This window comes from Pseudomonas sp. 14A, from assembly GCF_018132745.1.
Taxonomy (GTDB): Bacteria; Pseudomonadota; Gammaproteobacteria; order Pseudomonadales; family Pseudomonadaceae; genus Aquipseudomonas; species Aquipseudomonas mercuritolerans.
In genome coordinates this window covers 619,389-640,009 of the sequence record NZ_JAGRQJ010000015.1, presented here as the reverse complement: position 1 = coordinate 640,009, position 20,621 = coordinate 619,389, and the positions used below count along the sequence as shown (strand labels likewise).

Sequence of the window (20,621 nt, the reverse complement as noted above, 5' to 3'; positions counted from 1 at the left end):
ATTTTTTCAATCGATGGATACGGAAAACTGATGATGGCTCAATCGTCAGAAGTTTTGTGTTTGTATTCGCACAAATCTTCGATGCGGCAGCTGCCGCAGCGCGGTTTGCGTGCCAGGCACACATAACGGCCGTGCAGAATCAACCAGTGGTGTGAGTCGAGCAGGAATTCTTTCGGTACAAACTTCATCAATTTCATTTCAACTTCCACCACATTTTTCCCCGGCGCGATGCCGGTGCGATTGCTGACGCGGAAGATGTGCGTGTCGACCGCCATGGTCAATTGCCGGAAAGCGGTATTTAGCACCACATTGGCAGTCTTGCGCCCGACGCCGGGCAGGGCTTCGAGTTCTTCGCGGGTTTGCGGCACTTCCCCGCCATGGCGTTCAACCAGCAAGCGACAGGTTTCAATGACGTTCTTCGCCTTGCTGTTGTACAGGCCGATGGTCTTGATGTACTCGGACAGGCCTTCGACCCCCAGCGCGTGAATAGCGGCGGGCGTATTGGCGACGGGGAAGAGTTTGGCGGTGGCCTTGTTGACGCCGACATCGGTGGACTGTGCCGAAAGAATCACCGCAATCAGCAGCTCGAACGGCGAAGAGTAGGCCAGCTCGGTTTTCGGCTCGGGATTGTCTTCGTGCAGTCGGCGAAATATCTCAAGACGTTTTGCAGCATTCATGGGCGATGCGTTTCCTTGATGACAGAGTGGCGGCGTGTCCACGCCTGACGTGCGGCGAGAAGCACGCCCGTTAAAACAAAAGCGCCGGGGACCAGCGTAAACAGATGCAATCCCTCGGGGAAGACAACCAGACCTTGCCAAGACGCCGACAGCCCTCGGCCAAGGGAGCCATGGCCAAGGATTTCACGCAGCCCGCCGATCAACAGCATGAGCGCGGCGAACAGGGTGCAGCGTTTGAAAATGGCAGCGATGGGCTCGCGAAAGAGGCCACTGTATTCAAGAGCGACGCACTGCAAGGCAAGCAGCCCTATATAGAGCGCAGACGCCTGCTGCCATGGCAAAAACCAGCGTTGCGCCACAATATCCGCGCAACTGGTCAATGTGGCAGCAAGTGTCAGGCTGGCGAGCAACGTATGGGTGCCCGTCAGGCGCTCGCGCAGCGGTGACATGCAGATGGCAAAAGCGCCTAGCACTATGCCGAGCATCAAGGTCATCCCCAGCGCAGCGCTAAACGTTTGTGTGGCGCCGAGTAGCGGCACCAGCATCAATAAACTCACCGTGCGTCTCATTGGCCATTCCCCAGCAGCAGCGCCCGATGCTCATCGAAATAACGCAGTGCGTCATGAATCGCGTTGATGGCGGCACGGGAAGTTATGGTCGCACCAGCGATTTGATCGAACTGCCCCTGATCCTTTTTCAGCGCCCAACCGGCGTCTGTCGGCTCAGTACGGGATTTGCCGAGGAACGTCTGAAGCCAGGCATTCGGCCATTCACCGATGTGACCACCCAATCCCGGCGTTTCGCGCTGCTCAAGGGTTTTCACGCCCAGAACTCTGCCGTTTGCATCGATGGCTATCAGCAGTTCCAGAGTACCTGCGTAACCTTCGCTGCGACTGCGCAACAGCACCGCGACTGTCTGTCCGGAGCGGGTCGCTCGATAGCCGCCCGACAGCGTGCTATGGCGCAGCGATGAGTCGATGAGCGTCAGCGGTTGTTCCAGCGGCTGATTGTCGTAGTACCCCGAAGGAAGCACATCAAGCAATTTGCGGCTGTCGAGCAAACGCTGCTCGCTGGCAATCTGCGGTGCACTGCTGCGCTGCAGCACGTATGTTGCGCTCACGCCAACGAGTGCCAGCAGCACGACCGTCACGACGCTCGCCGAGCGGTTCACGCGTTCACCTTCAACTGGTGGCTGGCGGCGAAGCGCTCCAGCGTCGGCACCAGCAGATTCATCAGCAATACCGCAAACGCGACGCCGTCGGGGTAACCACCCCAAGTGCGAATCAGATAGGTGAGCAAGCCGACGCCAATGCCGAACAGCAGGCGGGCGAGGGCGCTTTTCGCGCCCGACACCGGTTCGGTCACGATAAAAAATGCACCGAGCATGGTCGCGCCGCTGAGCAGATGAAACAGCGGCGAACCGTGGGAATCGGACCCCGAGCCGTTCCAGCACAACAGGCTGATGACGAACAGACTGGCGAGCATCCCCACCGGTGCGTGCCAGGAAAAGATCCGCCGCTGCAACAGCCACAGGCCGCCGAGCAGGAACGCCAGATTCACCCATTCCACACCGCGCCCGCCGAAGCGGCCGAAGGCCGGGTTGCTGACGAACAGCTCATCGCTGGTCAGGCTTTTATTGATGCGCAGACTGTCCAGTGCCGTGGCTTGCGCCCAGGCGTCCGGTGCTGGAACCGGGTTGAAAACCTGTTGCAACGCCGAGAGGAAATCGAGGCCATGACCGGGCCAATGGGTCATCGCTTGCGGAAACAGCACCATGCTCAGGGCAAAGCCAAGCATCGCCGGATTGAAAGGGTTTTTGCCGACGCCACCATACAGATGCTTGCCGAACAACAAGCCTGAAGCGGTCGCCGTGACGGTCAGCCACCAAGGGCAATAAGCCGGCAGCGCGACGGCCAGCAACATCGCACTGACCAGTGCACTGCGATCGCGCAGCGTCGGTTGCACGGCTTGTCGACGCAGGCTTGCGACCCCAGCTTCGACGAGCAAAGCGCTGATGACCGCCAGCAGCAGATTGATCAACACGCCCCAGCCATACAGCCAGAACAAAGCGAGCAGCCCCGGCAGCGCTGCGAGCAGCACGGTATTCATCGCCTGTTGCAGGCGATCGTCCGCTGCCTCAAGGGGTGGCATGGTCTTGCACCTGGCGCTCGGCGTCAGTCACGGCTTGCTCCAGTGCTGCGATCTGCTCCGGCGCAGCCTCCGCTGCCTGGGCTTTTTTCAGCTCGGCGCGGCGCATGGCCAACTGGATCTTGGCTCGCTTCAGTTCGGCGTCGTTGGTCGGTGCGGGAACGGCGGGAATTGCCGGTTGGCTGCTTTCCAGATTCGCCAGCGCTTGCTCGGCGGCTTCGAATTGTTGCTGCAGGACGATCAATTGCGACTGCTGTTCGAACGTCGGCGGATGGCCGAAGGCTTTCAGCGATTTATGCAATTGAGCGCGACTCATCGCCACATCGACCTTGGCTTTCTTCAGCGCCGCATCGGCGCTCGCGGCTTTTTGTGCCCGCACCCGCTCCAGCGCAGCCTGCACCGGGTCGGCGGTCGACACTTGCGGCTGTGCCGCACGCTGCGCTCGCGCTTCACGTTCGGCCTGCTTTTGCTGTTCTTCGCGCAGCAGGCGCTGGTTGCGGCGCTCGAAACGCTGGCGCGCGTGGTCACGCTTGATTGCGCGGGCGCGCTGTTCTTCAAGACCGAACGCAAGACCGCCAACCACGGCAGTCGTGTTCGCAGGCAAAGGATGCATTTCGATGCAGTCGACCGGGCACGGCGCGACGCACAGATCACAACCGGTGCACTCGTCGATCAGCACCGTGTGCATGAGTTTTGCCGCGCCGACGATGGCGTCGACCGGGCAGGCCTGAATGCACTTGGTGCAGCCGATGCATTCGGCCTCGCGGATGAAAGCGACTTGCGGCGGTGCCGGGCCACGGCTGATGTCCAGTTCCAGGACCGGTATTTTCAATAGTTCGGCCAGCGCAGCGATGGTTTCCTCGCCGCCCGGTGGGCACTTGTTGATCGGCTCGCCGTCAGCAATGCCTTGCGCATACGGTTTGCATCCGGGATGGCCGCACTTGCCGCACTGGGTCTGCGGCAGCAGGGCATCGATGCGTTGAAGCAGACTCATGTTTTGATCAATCCACTGAATCCGAGAAAAATCACTGCGATCAGTCCGGCGCTGATCAGATCGATCGGCAGGCCGCGAAAGGGCAGGGGAATATCGTTGTCGGCCGTGCGCTCGCGCAGGTCGCAGAACACACTCAATACCAGCCAGAAACCCAGCCCGGCACCGAAGCTCAACGCCGTCGCGTGCAGCACGCCCAGTTCGTTTTGCGCATTGATCATCGCCAGCCCGAGTACGCCGGCATTGCCGAGCAGCAGCGGCCACAATCCGTCGAACGGCCAATCCGGCAGCCCGCGCGCCAGCAGTTTCAGCAGCGGCGCGATCAACAACACACTCAACGGCAGAAACACGAACAGGCGCAGCGCTTCAAGCTGCAACGGCAGCAGTATCCACTGCCAGATCGCGTGACCGATAACGCCGACCACCACCATCAGGCACAACGTCGCCAACCCCAGCGCATGCACCTGGCGTCGGTTGCCCGCCAGCAGCGGAGCGACGCCCAGCGGCCAGTGCAACACCAAGTTGTTGAGCAGCGCAGCACTGATCAGCGTTAACACGAGTTCGGTCATGGTTCTGCCAGCGAAACGGGCGGGTGTCTCTTAAGGGTAGGCACTATCGGGCCAGATATGAAAAATCCCACCGGCATGCAGCGCACGTCGGTGGGATCGCTTTACGGCAACGTCTTACTTGATGCGCTGACCCGGCTTGGCGCCGCTGTCAGGGCTCAGCAGGTAGATCTCTTCACCGCCGGGACCTGCCGCCATCACCATGCCTTCGGAAATACCGAACTTCATTTTCCGTGGCTTGAGGTTGGCGATCATCATGGTCAGGCGACCGTCGAGCTTGGACGGGTCCGGGTAGGCGCTCTTGATCCCGGAGAACACGTTGCGTTGCTCGTCACCGATGTCGAGGGTCAGGCGCAGCAGCTTGTCGGCGCCTTCGACGTGTTCGGCCTTGACGATCAGAGCGACGCGCAAATCGATGGCGGCAAAGGCGTCGAAATCGATTTCCGGCGACAGCGGATCCTTGGCCAGTTCGCCGTTACCCGCAGGTGCGGCAGCGCCGGTGTCGGTCTGGCTGGCGGTCAGGTCTTCCTTGGAGGCGTCGGTCATGGCTTGCACTTTTACCGGGTCGATGCGGGTCATCAACGGCTTGAATTCGTTGAGCTGGTGATTGGCCAGCAGGGTGGTGTGGTCATTCCAGGTCAGCGGCGCGACGTTGAGGAACGCCTCGGCATCTGCGGCCAGCAGCGGCAGTACCGGTTTGAGGAAGATCACCAACTGGCGGAACAGGTTGATGCCGGTGGCGCAGATTGCCTGGACTTCATCCTGCTTGCCTTCCTGCTTGTTCAACGACCACGGCGCCTTGTCGGCGATCCACGCGTTGGCGCGGTCAGCCAGGGCCATGATTTCACGCATGGCGCGGGCAAAATCGCGGGCCTCGTAGGCGTCGGCAATGCTTGGCGCGGCGGCGAGGAAGGCCTCGGTCAGCTCCGGCGCGGCATTGTTGTCGACCAGCAGGCCGCCGTTGCCCTTGTGGATAAACCCGGCGCAACGGCTGGCGATGTTGACCACTTTGCCGACCAGGTCGGAGTTGACCTTCTGCACGAAGTCTTCGAGGTTCAGATCAAGGTCATCGACGCCACGGCCAAGCTTGGCCGCGTAGTAATAGCGCAGGTATTCCGGCGACAGATGATCGAGATAAGTGCGGGCCTTGATGAAGGTGCCGCGCGACTTGGACATTTTCTGGCCGTTGACGGTCAGGTAGCCGTGCACGTTGATGCCGGTCGGCTTGCGGTAGCCGGCGCCTTCGAGCATGGCTGGCCAGAACAGCGCATGGAAATTGACGATGTCCTTGCCGATGAAGTGGTACAGCTCGGCAGTCGAATCCTTGCCCCAGAACGCGTCGAAGTCCAGCTCCGGCGTGCGGTTGCAGAGGTTCTTGAAGCTGGCCATGTAACCGATCGGCGCATCCAGCCACACGTAGAAATACTTGCCCGGTTCGCCCGGAATCTCGAAGCCGAAATACGGCGCATCGCGGGAAATGTCCCACTGCTGCAGGCCGGCGTCCAGCCATTCGGCGATCTTGTTGGCCACGGCGTCCTGCAGGGTGCCGCTGCGTGTCCAGGCCTGCAGCATTTGCTGGAAGTCCGGCAGCTTGAAGAAGAAGTGCTGGGAATCCTTGAGCACCGGGGTGGCGCCGGAGATCGCCGACTTCGGATCCTTCAGGTCAGTCGGTGCGTAGGTCGCGCCGCATTTTTCGCAGTTGTCGCCGTACTGGTCTTCGGTGCCGCATTTCGGGCAGGTGCCCTTGATGAAGCGGTCGGCCAGGAACATTTTCTTTTCCGGGTCGAAATACTGGGTGATCGAGCGCTGGGCGATGTGCCCGGCGTCACGCAGCTTGAGGTAGATCTGGCTCGACAGCTCACGGTTTTCTTCGGCGTGAGTGGAGTGGAAATTGTCGAAATCGACGAGGAAGTCGGCAAAGTCGGCGCTGTGTTCAGCCTGTACGTTGGCGATCAATTGTTCCGGGGTGATGCCTTCCTTTTCCGCGCGCAGCATGATCGCCGAACCGTGGGCGTCGTCGGCGCAGACATAGATGCATTGGTTGCCGCGATGCTTCTGGAAGCGCACCCACATATCGGTCTGGATGTATTCCAGCATGTGGCCAAGGTGGATCGAACCATTGGCGTAGGGCAGGGCGCTGGTGACGAGGATCTTGCGTGGCTCGGACATGGGGCTTCGCTACTTGATGAAACGGAGGTCGGCCACTATAAAGCGCCGGCGCATATTTTTCACCCCTGCGCCACCGGGTACTTTGAGAGCTCTTGTGGTGAGGGGATTTATCCCCGTTCGGCTGCGCAGCAGTCGTGGATATCGTTACACACGCAGCTCCTGATGTACCGGGGGCGCAGGTTTTGGGGCGGCTTCGCCACCCAACGGGGATAAATCCCCTCACCACAGTGGCTTTTCAGCTCAAGTAATCTGTTCGCCTCAAATCGGTGTCCAGCGTACGATACCCGCCATCCTTTCCAGTCTTGTTATCGGAGTTGCCCATGAGCGCCGTCACTCGCGCAGCGGTGGAAGCCGTCCTCAGCCAATACACCGACCCCTACCTGAACCAGGATCCGGTCAGCGCCGGTTGCGTGAAAAACATCGAGATCATCGGTGACCGCGTCAATGTGCAGCTGGAAATCGGCTACGCCGCCGGACTGTTCAAGAGCGGTTGGGCGCAATTGCTGCAACTGGCCATCGAAAACCTCGACGGCGTGGTCATCGCTCGCGTCGAGGTCACCAGCGTGATCGCCGCGCACAAGGCCCAGGCACAGATTCCCGGGCTGGCCAACGTCAAGAACGTCGTCGCCGTCGCTTCCGGCAAGGGCGGCGTGGGCAAATCCACTACCGCTGCCAACCTCGCGCTGGCGCTGGCCCGTGAAGGCGCCAAAGTCGGCATCCTCGACGCCGATATCTACGGCCCGAGCCAGGGCATCATGTTCGGCATTCCCGAGCGCACCCGGCCCGAGGTCAAGGATCAGAAATGGTTCGTGCCGCTCAAGGCCCACGGCGTGGAAGTCATGTCGATGGCGTTCCTGACCGACGACAACACGCCGATGGTCTGGCGCGGGCCGATGGTTTCCGGGGCGCTGCTGCAACTGGTCACGCAAACTGCCTGGGGCGATCTGGATTATCTGGTCATCGACATGCCGCCAGGCACTGGCGACATCCAGCTGACCCTGGCGCAGAAAGTCCCGGTGGCCGGTGCGGTGATCGTCACTACGCCGCAGGACCTGGCGCTGCTCGACGCACGCAAAGGCGTGGAAATGTTCCGCAAGGTCAACATTCCGGTGCTGGGCGTGGTGGAAAACATGGCGGTGCACATCTGCTCGAACTGCGGGCATGCCGAGCATCTGTTCGGGGAAGGTGGCGGCGAAAAACTGGCCACCCAGTACGGCGTCGAACTGCTGGCCTCACTGCCGCTGTCGATGCTGATCCGCGAACAGGCCGATGGCGGCAAGCCAACCGTCATCGCCGAGCCGGACAGCCAGATTGCCATGGTCTATCAGGAGCTGGCCCGTCACGTCGGCGCGCGCATTGTCTTGCAGGAAGCGGCCACGCCGGCGATGCCGAACATCACCATCAGCGACGATTGATCCATCAGCAACGCTGAAAAACCTGTGGGAGCGAGCCTGCTCGCGAAAGCGGTAGATCAGACAACCAATGGGTTGAATGACACACCGCATTCGCGAGCAGGCTCGCTCCCACATTTGTTTCAGGGTGACAGTCAGATGCGCAACCCGCCATCCATCTCCAGAATCCGCCCGGTGTAGTAGTCGTTTTCGAAGATATACGCCGCCGAATGGGCGATTTCTTCCGGCTTGCCCATGCGCTTGAGCGGAATGCCCGACGTCATCTTCTCCAGCGCTTCCGGCTTCATGCCCAAAGTCATTTCGGTTTCGATGAAGCCCGGCGCAATGCCCGCGACGCGAATGCCGTAACGCGCCAGTTCCTTCGCCCAGGTTACGGTCGCTGCCGCTACGCCAGCCTTGGCGGCGGAATAGTTGGTCTGGCCGACGTTGCCCGCACGGGAGATCGAGGAAATATTGATGATCGCGCCGCTGTTCTTCAGCTCGACCATCTTCGCCGCGACTTCTCGGGTGCAAAGAAACACGCCGGTCAGGTTGACGTCGATCACTGCCTGCCACTGCGCCAGGCTCATCTTGGTCATCTCGCCGTCCTTGACCTTCAGCAGCAGACCATCGCGCAGGATCCCGGCGTTGTTGATCAGGCCGTGGATGGCGCCGAAGTCTTCGGCCACTTGCGCGACCATGTGCTCGACCTGTTCTTCACTGGCGACGTTGCACAGGTAGCTGCGCGCTTCGACACCCTTGGCTTTGCACGCAGCCACGGCGGCGTCGAGTTTTTCCTGATTCAGATCGACCAGGGCCAGTTTCGCGCCCTTGCCGGCGAAATACTCGGCCATGGAACGGCCCAAACCCTGGCAACCGCCAGTGATAATGATTACTTTGTCGTTGAGATGCATTCGCATGTCCCGCTGGCAGGTCTGAGTTGTTTTTGTTGTCGGCAACGCTCGATCGGTACCGGTCAGGCCTGGTTGCACACGAACATTTGCCCGATGCGCGCCGGTTACTTTTCGCTGCGCGCCTGTCCGTTTTCTAGACGGAACCCATTTAAGGAGTCACAAATTGAGCGCTGAAGTGGCGAAGAATGCCCGAGAATTGCTTCTCAAGGAATACCGGGGAGTGCTGTCGACCCATTCCAAATCGATGCCGGGTTTTCCCTTCGGCTCCGTCGTGCCGTATTGCCTGGACGAGCAGGGCCGGCCGCTGATCCTGATCAGCCGCATCGCCCAGCACACGCATAACCTGCTGAAAGATCCGAAGTGCTCGATGCTGGTGGGCGAGCGCGAGGCCGACGATGTGCAGGCGGTCGGGCGGCTGACTTATCTGGCCCAAGCGCAGAAACTCGAAGACCCGGCAGCCATCGAGGCCGCCGCCGAGCGTTATTACCGCTATTTCCCTGACTCGCAGAATTATCACCAGGCCCACGATTTCGATTTCTGGGTGCTCAATCCGGTGCGCCATCGCTACATCGGCGGCTTTGGTGCGATCCACTGGATCGACGATCTGACCTTGGCCAACCCGTTCGCCGGCAAGGCTGAAATCAGCATGGTCGAGCACATGAACAGCGATCACGCCAAAGCCATTGCCCATTACGTCGAACTCGCCGGGCTGCCTGACAGCGTGCCGGCGCAACTGGCCGGGATCGACAGCGAAGGCATGCACTTGCGTATCGGCCAGGCGCTGTACTGGTTGCCCTTCGCGGCGCCATGTAATACGCCGACACAAGTGCGCGAGGCCTTGGTTTCTCTGGCTCACGCCCAGTCCTGGCCGAAAAAAGCGCAAAGTTAAGCTTGAATTCACGCAAGGGCGACGTCATCTAAGGCTTACTGCAAGGCATTTCTTGCGTTGAGGAAACTTTGATGCGCCCTTTTCTGTTGCTCTTTCTGCTGTTTCCAGTGCTGGAGCTGTTCGTATTCGTCAAAGTGGCAGGCTCAATCGGGTTCTTCCCGGCCCTGCTGCTGATCATTCTCGGCTCGATGTTCGGTGTGTTCGTGCTGCGCGTCGCCGGTCTGGCCACCGCATTGCGTGCCCGGGAAAGCCTGAACCGCGGCGAATTGCCCGCGCAGACCATGCTCGAAGGTCTGATGCTGGCGTTGGCCGGTGGCCTGTTGATCATTCCCGGCTTCATCAGTGACGTGGTCGGTCTGGTGATGCTCTTGCCGGTCACCCGGCGTCTGCTGGCGAACAAGATGCGCCAGCGCGCCGAAGACCAGGCCATGCGCCAGCGCGCCTTCGCCGACGACCTGCAACCCCGTGGCGGCCCGGCCCCGCGCGAGCCGCTCGGTCGGGAGCCGAATGTGATCGAAGGCGAGTTCGAACACCGCGACAACAAGTGATATCAGCATCGACACGGCACCTGCGGGTGCCGTGCTCGTTTATGGCTGTTATTTGCCGTGTCTGGATGAAAAATTTTTTCCGCCAGCCCTTGTAATCGGCTTGTACGCCCCTATGTATCGGTCACCGAAAGGTTTCCGGTATTCAAACCGGACAGACTTGCGCGGTTCGCTCGACGGACCGCAACCGGCGCAGGCCGGATTCGTTAAACCCGCCGGGACTACACCGGCCGATGAAAACCACAATTAGGAGAGATCGACAATGAAGCTTCGTCCTCTGCATGACCGCGTCGTCATCCGTCGCAGCGAAGAAGAAAAGAAAACCGCTGGCGGTATCGTCCTGCCAGGTTCGGCTGCTGAAAAAGCCAACCACGGTGTGATTCTCGCTGTAGGCCCGGGCAAAGCTCTGGAAAACGGTGAAGTGCGTGCACTGTCCGTGAAGGAAGGCGACAAGGTTGTGTTCGGTCCTTACTCCGGCAGCAACACTGTGAAAGTCGATGGCGAAGACCTGCTGGTAATGAGCGAGAACGAAATCCTCGCGGTTATCGAAGGCTGATATCCCCGTTCATTTTCCCGCTACTACAAAGTATTTAAGGAATATCGATCATGGCTGCTAAAGAAGTTAAGTTCGGCGATGCCGCCCGCTCCAAGATGCTCAAAGGCGTCAACGTTCTGGCTGACGCGGTAAAAGCGACCCTGGGCCCGAAAGGCCGTAACGTGATCCTCGAGAAGAGCTTCGGCGCTCCGACCATCACCAAGGACGGCGTTTCCGTCGCCAAAGAGATCGAACTCGAAGATCGCTTCGAAAACATGGGCGCGCAGCTGGTCAAAGACGTTGCCTCCCGTGCCAACGATGACGCTGGTGACGGTACTACCACCGCTACCGTTCTGGCTCAGTCGATCGTCAACGAAGGCCTGAAAGCCGTCGCTGCCGGCATGAACCCGATGGACCTCAAGCGCGGCATCGACAAGGCGACCATCGCCATTGTCAAAGAGCTCAAAGCCCTGTCCAAGCCATGCGCTGATTTCAAAGCCATCGCTCAGGTCGGCACCATCTCGGCCAACTCCGACAACTCCATCGGCGACATCATTGCCGAAGCCATGGAAAAAGTCGGTAAAGAAGGCGTGATCACCGTTGAAGAAGGCTCGGGCCTGGAAAATGAACTGTCGGTTGTTGAAGGCATGCAGTTCGACCGTGGCTACCTGTCGCCATACTTCGTCAACAAGCCGGACACCATGGTTGCCGAGCTCGACGGCCCGCTGATCCTGCTGGTCGACAAGAAGATCTCCAACATCCGCGAAATGCTGCCAGTGCTGGAAGCCGTTGCCAAAGCCGGCCGTCCGCTGCTGATCGTGGCCGAAGACGTTGAAGGCGAAGCCCTGGCGACTCTGGTTGTGAACAACATGCGTGGCATCGTCAAAGTCGCTGCCGTCAAGGCACCGGGCTTCGGCGACCGTCGCAAGGCCATGCTGCAGGACATCGCTGTTCTGACCGGCGGTACCGTTATCTCCGAAGAGATCGGTCTGAGCCTGGAAAGCACCACCCTGGAGCACCTGGGTAACGCCAAGCGCGTCACCCTGTCCAAGGAAAACACCATCATCGTTGACGGTGCTGGCGTGCAGGCAGACATCGAAGGCCGTATCGCTCAGATCCGCGCCCAGGTTGCCGAAACTTCCTCGGACTACGACCGTGAAAAACTGCAAGAGCGTCTGGCCAAGCTGTCCGGCGGCGTAGCAGTGATCAAGGTTGGCGCTGGTTCCGAAGTTGAAATGAAAGAGAAGAAAGCCCGCGTTGAAGACGCCCTGCACGCAACCCGCGCAGCCGTTGAAGAAGGCGTGGTACCTGGCGGTGGCGTGGCGCTGATCCGTGCTCTGGAAGCACTGACCGAGCTGACCGGCGACAACGCTGACCAGAACGTCGGTATCGCTGTGCTGCGTCGCGCTGTTGAAGCGCCGCTGCGTCAGATCGCTGCCAACTCCGGTGACGAGCCAAGCGTTGTCGTCAACGAAGTGAAGAACGGCAAAGGTAACTTCGGTTACAACGCTGCTTCCGGCGAATACGGCGACATGATCGAAATGGGCATCCTGGACCCAACCAAGGTAACCCGTTCGGCTCTGCAAGCCGCAGCCTCCATCGGCGGTCTGATCCTGACCACCGAAGCAGCTGTTGCCGACGCACCGAAGAAAGAAGGTGCAGCTGGCGGCGGTATGCCAGACATGGGCGGCATGGGTGGCATGGGCGGCATGATGTAAGCCAGCCCTGGCCCTGTAACGAAAAACCCCGCTGGCGAAAGTCAGCGGGGTTTTTTATTGCCCCAATTTCGAAGCTCACTGGTATCCCCTGTGGGAGCGAGCCTGCTCGCGAAAGCGGTCTGTCATCCGACATGCAAGCCAGTTGAGCCGACAATTCGCGAGCAGGCTCGCTCCCACAGGTTGTTTATTTCAGGCATTGATCGGCTGTGTGTTCATCGCCGTCGAAGTCTTGCCAGCCGGGCGATACAGCACCCAGTAATAAGCCCCCAGACAAATCAGCCAGCAGAAAATCGCCGTCCACACGTTGTGCGAAAAGAAGTGCGCGCCCTGCATCATGCGGCTGATCGAGAACACCGAGCCCAGCGCAAAGGCGAACACAAACGCCTGCCGCGCCAGTCGCGGGCGGCGGTCGCGCAACACGAAGAACAACGCAAACAACGTAAACCCGGTTGCCGCATGGCCACCCGGCCAGCAACGTCCCGGCTTATCAGTGGCGGGGCGATGCTCCATCAGTTTGCTGTAGGTCTCGTGACCGCCGAATTGCTCCAGGCTCCACGGGCATTGCACGGCGGTGACGGCTTTGACCGGGGTGACAAACGAAGTCGCCAGCCCCAGCGACAGCACCAGACAGCCCAATTCACGCTTGAACGGTTTCAGCCTCACGATGAAAAACGCACCGATGAAACCGAGGATGGCAAACACCGAGAAGCCGATCACCAGCTGTTTCGCCCGGTCATGCAGGATGTCTTCAAGAAAATAGCTGTGCCGCCCTATGAAATCGCCAGCGACCGGGTCGTAGAACATCTGCGCCAGAACCATGTCCAGATCGGTCAGTTCGAGCAACAGCAGAATGATCGCCGCCGCTGCGGGAATGCCCAGACACAACCACCAGTTCAGCGGTCTTGAAGCGGGAAGGGCAGAGGTCGACACCATGGCAGGTTCCTTGGTCGATGAAGAGAGAGTGAAGGCGCAATCGCGCGGAGTCTGCGCGCGCTGGCGTCGGCGATTTGTTAACCGAAAGTGAAAAAAACGTCGCAGCGCGCGCAGTGCAGGTTTATCGAAAAACGCCCCTAGCCCTGAGCCACACTTGGCCGTAAGCTGCGCGGGCCAAGACGGCCGTTACCCCGTTCGGAGGAGATGTCCATGCGAATTCTGCTGGTCGAAGACAACCGTGACATCCTGGCCAATCTGGCCGATTACCTGGGCATGAAAGGCTATACCGTCGATTGCGCACAAGACGGCCTGTCCGGTCTGCATCTGGCGGCGACCGAGCATTACGACCTGATCGTGCTCGACATCATGCTGCCCGGCATCGACGGCTACACCTTGTGCAAACGCTTGCGTGAAGATGCCCGGCGCGACACGCCGGTGATCATGCTCACCGCCCGCGATCAACTGGACGACCGGCTGCAGGGCTTCAAGTCCGGCGCCGACGACTACCTGATCAAACCGTTCGCTCTGTCCGAACTGGCGGCGCGCGTCGAAGCGGTCATGCGCCGTGCTCAGGGCGGCGGTCGCCGGGCATTGCAGGTCGGCGACCTGAGCTACGACCTCGACACTCTCGAAGTGACCCGCGAAGGCAAGTTGCTCAAGCTCAACCCGGTCGGCCTCAAGCTGCTCGCAGTGCTGATGCAGAAGAGCCCGCACGTGCTGCGTCGGGAGATTCTCGAAGAAGCGCTGTGGGGCGATGACTGCCCGGACAGCGACAGCCTGCGCAGCCATGTTCACCAATTGCGCCAGGTGATCGACAAGCCATTCGCCAAGCCACTGCTGCACACCGTGCACGGTGTCGGTTATCGCTTGGCCGAGGGGCGAGATGGAGTTTAAGCAGAGTCTTTCCCAGCGGATCATCATCGCCTTTGCGCTGATGAGTGCGCTGGTCGCCGGCGCTTTCGCCATGGGCATCGTTGCGACGGTGCACCTGGTGGAAGAGAAACTGATTTCTGCGGGGCTGGGCGGCGACCTGCAACGTCTGCTGCTGATGGACAATGTCTCCGACTGGAGCCACCGGCCCGAGCCGGATCAGCTGTTCTATTTCAGCGGCGGGCCAGGGGATTTCGACCTGCCCAAGGATTTGCGTCACCTCGATGCAGGTTTCCATGAGGTATTTCGCGAGCAGCTGTCCTATCACGCCATGGTCGAAGTGGTGGATGGTCGGCGTTATGTTTTGCTGCAGGATCAAAGCGATTTCGAAGAGCGCGAGCGCGTGCTGTTTGCTGTGGTGCTGGTCGGCTTCGTGCTCAGTCTGGCGCTGGCGGTGTTCCTTGGCTGGGTGCTCGCCCGCAAAGTGATGGCGCCGGTGGTGCGCCTGGCGCGGCAGGTCCGTCATCGCGACCAGTTGCTCGGCCTGGCGCCACCCTTGGCGCCGGATTACGCAGCGGATGAAGTCGGTGAGCTGGCGGTGGCATTCGATGCCACGCTGGGGCGCTTGCGTCAGGCGCTGACCCGCGAACGCCTGTTCACCAGTGACGTCAGCCATGAGTTGCGCACGCCACTGATGGTCCTCGCCAGTTCCTGCGAACTGTTGCTGGAAAACCCCGGTATCGATCAGCGCGGTCGCGCGCAGGTCGAGCGCATTGCCCGGGCCAGCGAAGAGATGCGCGAACTGGTACAGACTTTCCTGATGCTGGCACGCACACAGAACGAAGAAGCCGCGGCGGCGCCGCAGCAGAATCTCACGCAAGTCGCCGAAAGCCTGTTGTGCCTGTGGCGTGAGCCGATCGAGCGCAAGGGCCTGACGCTGATGTTCGAGCCGGGCAACCCACCGGACACTCGCTACAACGCGACCTTGCTGAACGCGGTCATGGGCAATCTTCTGCGTAACGCGCTGCACTACACCGAACAGGGCTTCATTCGCCTGACCCTCACCGCCAACGGTTTTGTTGTCGAGGATTCGGGCGTGGGCATTCCCGAGGAAAAACGCGAGGCGATGTTCGAGCCCTTTGTACGCGGCAGCGAGAAACGTGGCGAAGGTCTCGGCCTGGGCTTGTCGCTGGTGCAACGCATCTGTGAAAACCAGGGATGGACGGTGAGCCTGAGCACGATGGAGCCCAATGGCTGCCGATTCGAGGTGGATCTTGGCGTGAATGCCGGCAAATAGTGGCTCGAGGCTACTCCCGTACAGCTGTCTGAATCCTGTATAACGTTGTAATAATTTGCGGATTTACCTGACAGAATTTTCACAATTGGATGACCTGACGCTGACAGGTCGCTGCTTAAGGTGGCGTCATCAGAACTCAGGAGTCCAGATGATGGCCGGCCCGATCAAGCTCGATTTTTCCGAAAAGTACGACGACCAACACGCACAACGATATCTGCGCAAGCATCAGGAAAGCCTTGGTCGCCGCCTGTCGCACTGGCGCGACGAGCAAGTGGGTCGCAAGGCCCTGGCGCTCGCGGGTGACCCCGGACTGGTGCTGGATCTGCCCTGCGGTGCCGGGCGTTTCTGGCCAATGCTTGCGGAAAAGCCCAACCGGGTAATCATCGGTGCGGACAATTCCGAATCGATGATCAAGACCGCGTTGCGAGGGCAACCGGCCGAAGTGGTCAAGCGCGTGCAACCACTGCACACCTCGGCATTCGACATCGCTCTGCCGGATAACTCGGTCGACAGCATCTTTTGCATGCGTCTGCTGCACCACATCGGCGAGGCCGAGCACCGCCGGGTGATCCTGCGCGAGTTCGAGCGGGTGACCCGTGACAGTGTGATTGTTTCGTTGTGGGTCGACGGCAATTTCAAGGCCTGGAAGCGCAAGCGCGCCGAGCGGGAACGGCCGAGCCATGACTATCAGAATCGTTTTCTGATTCCGGCGGCGACGATCGAGAAAGAATTCGAACAGGCGGGTTTCCGCATTCAGGAACAACTGGACTTCATACCGCTCTATGCGATGTGGCGAGTTTACGTATTACGCAAGAGGTAGAGGATGGCAGTGCAAGCAGCGGTTGAAGCGAATGTCGCTCCCCAGGATCGTTTCGATCATTACTGGAACCAGCGCGGCGAATGGGTTGAAGAGCCCAATGTGCGCCGTGGTGGCGAAAGCGGGGTGCAGCGCATCGTCGACCGTGACGGTCAGCTGTTGTACGCCAAGCGCCAGACCGGGCACATCTATCGCAGCTGGCTTCACCCGTTCGGACGCCCCACCGTATTGCGTGAGCTCGACGCGCTGACCGGCGTGAGCAAGCTCGGTGTCCGCGTACCGCAAATCGTTTTCTGCGGCGCCCAGCCCGATCCTCAGCACAAGTGGCGCGCATTGCTGGTGACGAAGTCGCTGGACGGCTTCCAGGAACTGGAGCACTGGCTGGCCGCCGTCGGTGGTCGCGATCAATGTGACAACGTGGTTTACGAGCGAGTCCTCAAGGACCTCGCCGAAAACCTGGCCCGCATGCACAAGGGCCGCTGGCAACACAGCTGCATCTACATCAAGCATGTCTTCGTCCGGGTGACCGGTGAAGGCGAAGCGGCGCAGGTTGAAGTGGCGTTGATCGATCTGGAGAAGTGCCGTCAGCGTCTGACCGCCTATCGCGCCGCCCGGCATGACATGAAGCAACTGCGTCGCCATTCGTCGTTCCGCGATGCCGACTGGAAAAAACTCGTCTACTTTTATGAGACGGCGTTTGGCAGCGCTATCAAAGGTTTATAGCGATGAAACTCGAAATTGCACGAGGTTTGTTCCTGGTTGGGGCCTTGGCAGTTGCTTCACTGGCGGTGGCTGCCTGGGAGCAGCCGCGCATGCAGGTCATAGGAGCGTCCGGGAACGACGCTCACTGCTCGGTTCCACGGGTGGCCAAGGCCTCCGTGGCGACCCAGCCCGATCATGATTTGCTGTTGTTCATGTTCGGCCTGTCCCAGGGAATGAGGCCAGCCAGTTGAAACGATTGAAGCCCAAATAAAAGGCCTCGCAGATGCGAGGCCTTTTTTTATTCCACAACTTTCAAGATACATATCGCCCTCTGTGGGAGCGAGCCTGCTCGCGAAGGTGTGTCAGTCGACATCAATGCAGCTGAACTGCCGCATTCGCGAGCAGGCTCGCTCCCACAGGGAAATGGGCTTATCTGGCATCTGGCTTAGCAAGGAAGGTATAAACACACGGCAGCACGAACAATGTGAACAACGTGCCGATCGACATCCCCGTGGCAATCACCAGGCCGATATCAAAGCGGCTCACCGCTCCCGCACCGGTCGCCAAAATCAGCGGCACCATGCCGAACACCATCGCCGCCGTGGTCATCAGCACCGGACGCAAGCGAATCGCCGCCGCTTCCTCGACGGCCTCACGGGCGCTCAGGCCCTTGTCCTTGCGCAACTGGTTGGCGAACTCGACGATCAGGATCCCGTGCTTGCTGATCAGGCCGATCAGCGTCACCAGCCCGACCTGGGTGTAGATGTTCATGCTCGACCAGCCGAGGAACAACGGGATCAGCGCACCGCAAATCGACAGCGGCACTGTCACCAGAATCACCAGCGGATCACGGAAGCTTTCGAACTGCGCAGCCAGCACCAGAAAGATGATCGCCAATGCCAGAGCGAAAGTTACCCACAATGCGCTGCCTTCCTGCACGTACTGCCGCGAGGCGCCGCCGTAGTCAAAGGCAAACCCGGCCGGTGCTTCTTCGCGGGCAATCTGCAGCACGGCGTCGATGGCTTCGCCCATGCTCACCAGCGGAAAGCCGGAAATCTTCGCCGCATTGAGCTGCTGGAACTGATTGAGCTGACGCGGTCGCGCGCGATCACTGACCTTGATCAAGGTCGACAGCGGCAACAATTCGCCCTGGGTGTTTTTCACGTAGTAATTGTTCAGCCAGTCCGGGTTGTCGCGGTAGGCCCGTTCAACCTGGGCGATGACCTTGTAGCTGCGCCCGTCGATGGTAAAGCGGTTGATCTCCGCTTCGCCAAGCAAGGTCGCCAGCGTGCCGCCGAGGTCGAGCATCGACACGCCCATCTGCGCGGCCTTGTCGCGGTCGATATCCACGACTACTTCCGGCTTGTCGAACGCCAGATCAAGGTCGACGAAAGCGAACTTGCCCGACTCCATCGCGCGCTTCTTGATGCGGTCGGCGACTTGCAGCAGCAGCTCGTAGTCATTGGCGGTGTTGACCACGAACTCGAAGGGCAGCCCTTCACCGGTGCCGGGCAGGGAAGGCAGGTTGAAACCGAAGATCTGCAAGCCGGGAATGCTCTCCAGTTTGCCCTGCACCTCGGGGAGGATTTCCATCTGCGTGCGGCTGCGCTCGTTCCACGGCTTGAGCAGGAAACCGCCGATACCGGCCTGCACGCCGTTGTAGCCGTTGATCTGGAACGAAGAGTAGTACTCGGGAAACTCTTTGAAGATGGTGATGAATTCGTCGGTATAGGTGCTCAGGTAGTCGAGGTTGGTCGGCTGCGGCGCGCTGGCCATCATGAAAATGATGCCTTGGTCCTCGTCCGGGGCCAGTTCCGACTTGGTGAACTTGAGAAACACCGGAATCAGGCACAGCACGATCACCGCGAACACCAGCACCACCGGCCGGGTGTTGAGCGTGCCGTGCAGCATGCTTTGATAACGGCGCTTGAGCCCTTCGAAAACACGATCGAGACGATGGGCCAGGCCGCTGGGATTCTCTTCGTGACGCAGCAGAAACGCGCACATCATCGGCGACAGGGTCAAGGCGACGACGCCAGAAATTACCACCGCACCGGCCAGAGTCAGGGCGAACTCCTTGAACAGCGCCCCGGTCAGCCCGGTGAGGAATCCGATCGGCGCATACACCGCCGCCAGAGTGATGGTCATCGACACCACCGGCATGGCAATTTCCCGCGCGCCTTCCAGCGCTGCATCGAACGGCGTCTTGCCTTCCTCGATGTGCCGGTGGATGTTTTCCACCACGACAATCGCGTCGTCCACCACCAGACCGATGGCCAGCACCATCGCCAGCAGCGTCAGCAGGTTCATCGAGTAACCCATCATCTGCATGAAGAACATCACGCCGATCATCGACAGCGGAATGGTCACCACCGGGATCACTACCGAACGCAGAGCGCCGAGGAACAGGAACACCACGACGATAACGATCAGCACCGCTTCGAACAGGGTTTTCACTACCTCATCGATGGAGGCCTGAATGAACAATGTCGCGTCGTAGGCGATCTCGCTTTTCAGGTTCGGCGGCAGCTGCGCTTCCAGCTCGGGCATCAGCTTGCGCACTTCCTTGATCACGTCCAGCGGGTTGGCGCCGGGGGTGGCCTTGATGCCGATGTACACCGACGGCGTGCCGCCGAACGAACTGATCGAGTCGTAGTTTTCCGCGCCCATTTCCACCCGTGCGACATCGCGCAGCAGCACGCGGCTGTCACCATCGACCTTGAGCGGAATCGCCGCGAAGGCCTCGGCGGATTTCAGTTCGGTGTTGGCGTTGATGCTGGTGACGGTGTACTCGCCTTTCACTTCGCCGGCGGCGGAGAGAAAGTTGTACTGGCGCACTGCGGCGGTCACGTCGGCGGCGCTGAGGCCGAAGCCGGCGAGTTTCACCGGGTCGAGCCACAGACGCATGGCGAACACCTGATTGCCGAGAATTTCCGCTTCGGCCATGCCCGGCAGCGTCGCCAGTTTCGGCTGGATGACCCGCGACAGATAGTCGGTGATCTGCGGGTTGCTCAGGTCCTTGCTGAAGAAACTGATGTACATCAGCGCCGAAGCATCGGCGGATTCCTTGCTCAGCACCGGGTCTTCGGCGTCCTGCGGCAGCTTGTTCTTCACCTCGTTGGCCTTGGCCAGCAGTTCGGTGAACAAGCGGTCGGTGTTGGCACCGATGCGCGCATAAATTGAAATCACCGAGAAGTTCTGCCGGCTGACCGAGGTCATGTAATCGATGCCCTCGGCACTGGCCAGGCTCTGTTGCATCGGCTGGGTGATGTAGCCCTGAATGGTTTCGGCGTTGGCCCCGGGGTACGCCGTGGTCACCGTGATCAGGGCGTTTTCCATTTGCGGGTACTGGCGCAGCGGCAGCTTGCTCCAGGCCTGGAAGCCCAGCAGCACAATCAGCAGGCTGACCACGGTGGCGAGCACCGGGCGGCGGATGAACGGATCGGTAAAAGCCATGGG

20 protein-coding genes and 1 pseudogene are annotated in these 20,621 nt (G+C 60.2%); 11 read left to right on the top strand and 10 right to left on the bottom strand.

The window, feature by feature from the left end:
- Nucleotides 1-38: 38 nt before the first annotated feature.
- From nth to metG, 7 genes are all read right to left on the bottom strand, one after another.
- Nucleotides 39-677 carry an endonuclease III gene (gene nth / locus PS14A_RS19700; RefSeq protein WP_016773410.1) on the bottom strand — a complete coding sequence of 213 codons (639 nt, stop codon included), beginning with the start codon at nt 675-677 and terminating at the stop codon, nt 39-41.
- Entirely contained in the window at nt 674-1,246 is a 573-nt protein-coding gene (locus tag PS14A_RS19695; protein ID WP_212617031.1) for an Rnf-Nqr domain containing protein, read from the bottom strand. The genes nth and PS14A_RS19695 overlap by 4 nt, the downstream gene beginning before the upstream one ends.
- Nucleotides 1,243-1,848, bottom strand: a complete 606-nt coding sequence (locus tag PS14A_RS19690; protein ID WP_212617030.1) for an RnfABCDGE type electron transport complex subunit G — start codon at nt 1,846-1,848, stop codon at nt 1,243-1,245. The genes PS14A_RS19695 and PS14A_RS19690 overlap by 4 nt, the downstream gene beginning before the upstream one ends.
- On the bottom strand, nt 1,845-2,828 hold the full coding sequence (locus tag PS14A_RS19685) for an RnfABCDGE type electron transport complex subunit D (RefSeq protein WP_212617029.1): 984 nt from the start codon (nt 2,826-2,828) through the stop codon (nt 1,845-1,847). The genes PS14A_RS19690 and PS14A_RS19685 overlap by 4 nt, the downstream gene beginning before the upstream one ends.
- The gene (gene rsxB / locus PS14A_RS19680; protein ID WP_212617028.1) at nt 2,815-3,819 is read right to left on the bottom strand and encodes an electron transport complex subunit RsxB; all 1,005 of its coding nucleotides are present in this window, start codon (nt 3,817-3,819) and stop codon (nt 2,815-2,817) included. Before rsxB ends, PS14A_RS19685 begins: the two co-directional genes overlap by 14 nt.
- Complete coding sequence (locus PS14A_RS19675) at nt 3,816-4,385, bottom strand: Rnf-Nqr domain containing protein (RefSeq protein WP_212617027.1); 570 nt, start codon at nt 4,383-4,385, stop codon at nt 3,816-3,818. The genes rsxB and PS14A_RS19675 overlap by 4 nt, the downstream gene beginning before the upstream one ends.
- Before the next feature lie 114 nt (nt 4,386-4,499).
- On the bottom strand, nt 4,500-6,551 hold the full coding sequence (metG, locus tag PS14A_RS19670; RefSeq protein ID WP_071173428.1) for a methionine--tRNA ligase: 2,052 nt from the start codon (nt 6,549-6,551) through the stop codon (nt 4,500-4,502).
- Nucleotides 6,552-6,871: 320 nt separating this feature from the next.
- Here metG and apbC point away from each other — a divergent pair, with 320 nt between their 5' ends.
- Both apbC and PS14A_RS26845 read left to right on the top strand, forming a co-directional pair.
- On the top strand, nt 6,872-7,966 hold the full coding sequence (gene apbC / locus PS14A_RS19665) for an iron-sulfur cluster carrier protein ApbC (protein WP_024014150.1): 1,095 nt from the start codon (nt 6,872-6,874) through the stop codon (nt 7,964-7,966).
- A 3-nt stretch (nt 7,967-7,969) separates the two neighbouring features.
- Nucleotides 7,970-8,074, top strand: a pseudogene (locus PS14A_RS26845) (metal ABC transporter ATP-binding protein); the annotation flags it as partial.
- 23 nt (nt 8,075-8,097) lie between these two features.
- Here PS14A_RS26845 and PS14A_RS19660 read toward each other — a convergent pair.
- Nucleotides 8,098-8,856, bottom strand: coding sequence for an SDR family oxidoreductase (locus PS14A_RS19660; RefSeq protein ID WP_212617026.1), 759 nt, complete (start codon nt 8,854-8,856; stop codon nt 8,098-8,100).
- 163 nt (nt 8,857-9,019) lie between these two features.
- Between PS14A_RS19660 and PS14A_RS19655 the strand changes: the two genes are divergently transcribed.
- From PS14A_RS19655 to groL, 4 genes are all read left to right on the top strand, one after another.
- Complete coding sequence (locus PS14A_RS19655) at nt 9,020-9,745, top strand: HugZ family protein (RefSeq protein ID WP_212617025.1); 726 nt, start codon at nt 9,020-9,022, stop codon at nt 9,743-9,745.
- A gap of 71 nt (nt 9,746-9,816) precedes the next feature.
- Nucleotides 9,817-10,293 (top strand): FxsA family protein, encoded by a 477-nt coding sequence (locus PS14A_RS19650; RefSeq protein WP_016773418.1) that lies wholly within the window; start codon nt 9,817-9,819, stop codon nt 10,291-10,293.
- Nucleotides 10,294-10,552: 259 nt separating this feature from the next.
- The gene (locus PS14A_RS19645) at nt 10,553-10,846 is read left to right on the top strand and encodes a co-chaperone GroES (protein ID WP_007916610.1); all 294 of its coding nucleotides are present in this window, start codon (nt 10,553-10,555) and stop codon (nt 10,844-10,846) included.
- A 50-nt stretch (nt 10,847-10,896) separates the two neighbouring features.
- Nucleotides 10,897-12,543 (top strand): chaperonin GroEL, encoded by a 1,647-nt coding sequence (groL, locus tag PS14A_RS19640; protein WP_064365078.1) that lies wholly within the window; start codon nt 10,897-10,899, stop codon nt 12,541-12,543.
- Between the two features lie 189 nt (nt 12,544-12,732).
- Here the strand turns inward: groL and PS14A_RS19635 are convergent, their stop codons facing one another.
- Nucleotides 12,733-13,476: a phosphatase PAP2 family protein gene (locus tag PS14A_RS19635; RefSeq protein ID WP_212617024.1), complete on the bottom strand. Its 744-nt coding sequence runs from the start codon at nt 13,474-13,476 to the stop codon at nt 12,733-12,735.
- 210 nt (nt 13,477-13,686) lie between these two features.
- Here PS14A_RS19635 and colR point away from each other — a divergent pair, with 210 nt between their 5' ends.
- From colR to PS14A_RS19610, 5 genes are all read left to right on the top strand, one after another.
- Nucleotides 13,687-14,370, top strand: coding sequence for a two-component system response regulator ColR (gene colR, locus PS14A_RS19630; RefSeq protein ID WP_016773421.1), 684 nt, complete (start codon nt 13,687-13,689; stop codon nt 14,368-14,370).
- On the top strand, nt 14,360-15,643 hold the full coding sequence (locus tag PS14A_RS19625; RefSeq protein ID WP_130912036.1) for a HAMP domain-containing sensor histidine kinase: 1,284 nt from the start codon (nt 14,360-14,362) through the stop codon (nt 15,641-15,643). The genes colR and PS14A_RS19625 overlap by 11 nt, the downstream gene beginning before the upstream one ends.
- Nucleotides 15,644-15,794: 151 nt before the next feature.
- Nucleotides 15,795-16,463 (top strand): class I SAM-dependent methyltransferase, encoded by a 669-nt coding sequence (locus PS14A_RS19620; RefSeq protein ID WP_212617053.1) that lies wholly within the window; start codon nt 15,795-15,797, stop codon nt 16,461-16,463.
- A 3-nt stretch (nt 16,464-16,466) separates the two neighbouring features.
- Nucleotides 16,467-17,183: a lipopolysaccharide kinase InaA family protein gene (locus tag PS14A_RS19615; RefSeq protein ID WP_130912038.1), complete on the top strand. Its 717-nt coding sequence runs from the start codon at nt 16,467-16,469 to the stop codon at nt 17,181-17,183.
- A gap of 2 nt (nt 17,184-17,185) precedes the next feature.
- Nucleotides 17,186-17,413 carry a hypothetical protein gene (locus PS14A_RS19610; protein ID WP_016773424.1) on the top strand — a complete coding sequence of 76 codons (228 nt, stop codon included), beginning with the start codon at nt 17,186-17,188 and terminating at the stop codon, nt 17,411-17,413.
- Nucleotides 17,414-17,591: 178 nt separating this feature from the next.
- Here the strand turns inward: PS14A_RS19610 and PS14A_RS19605 are convergent, their stop codons facing one another.
- Nucleotides 17,592-20,618: a multidrug efflux RND transporter permease subunit gene (locus tag PS14A_RS19605; protein WP_137214051.1), complete on the bottom strand. Its 3,027-nt coding sequence runs from the start codon at nt 20,616-20,618 to the stop codon at nt 17,592-17,594.
- Nucleotides 20,619-20,621 lie beyond the last annotated feature (3 nt).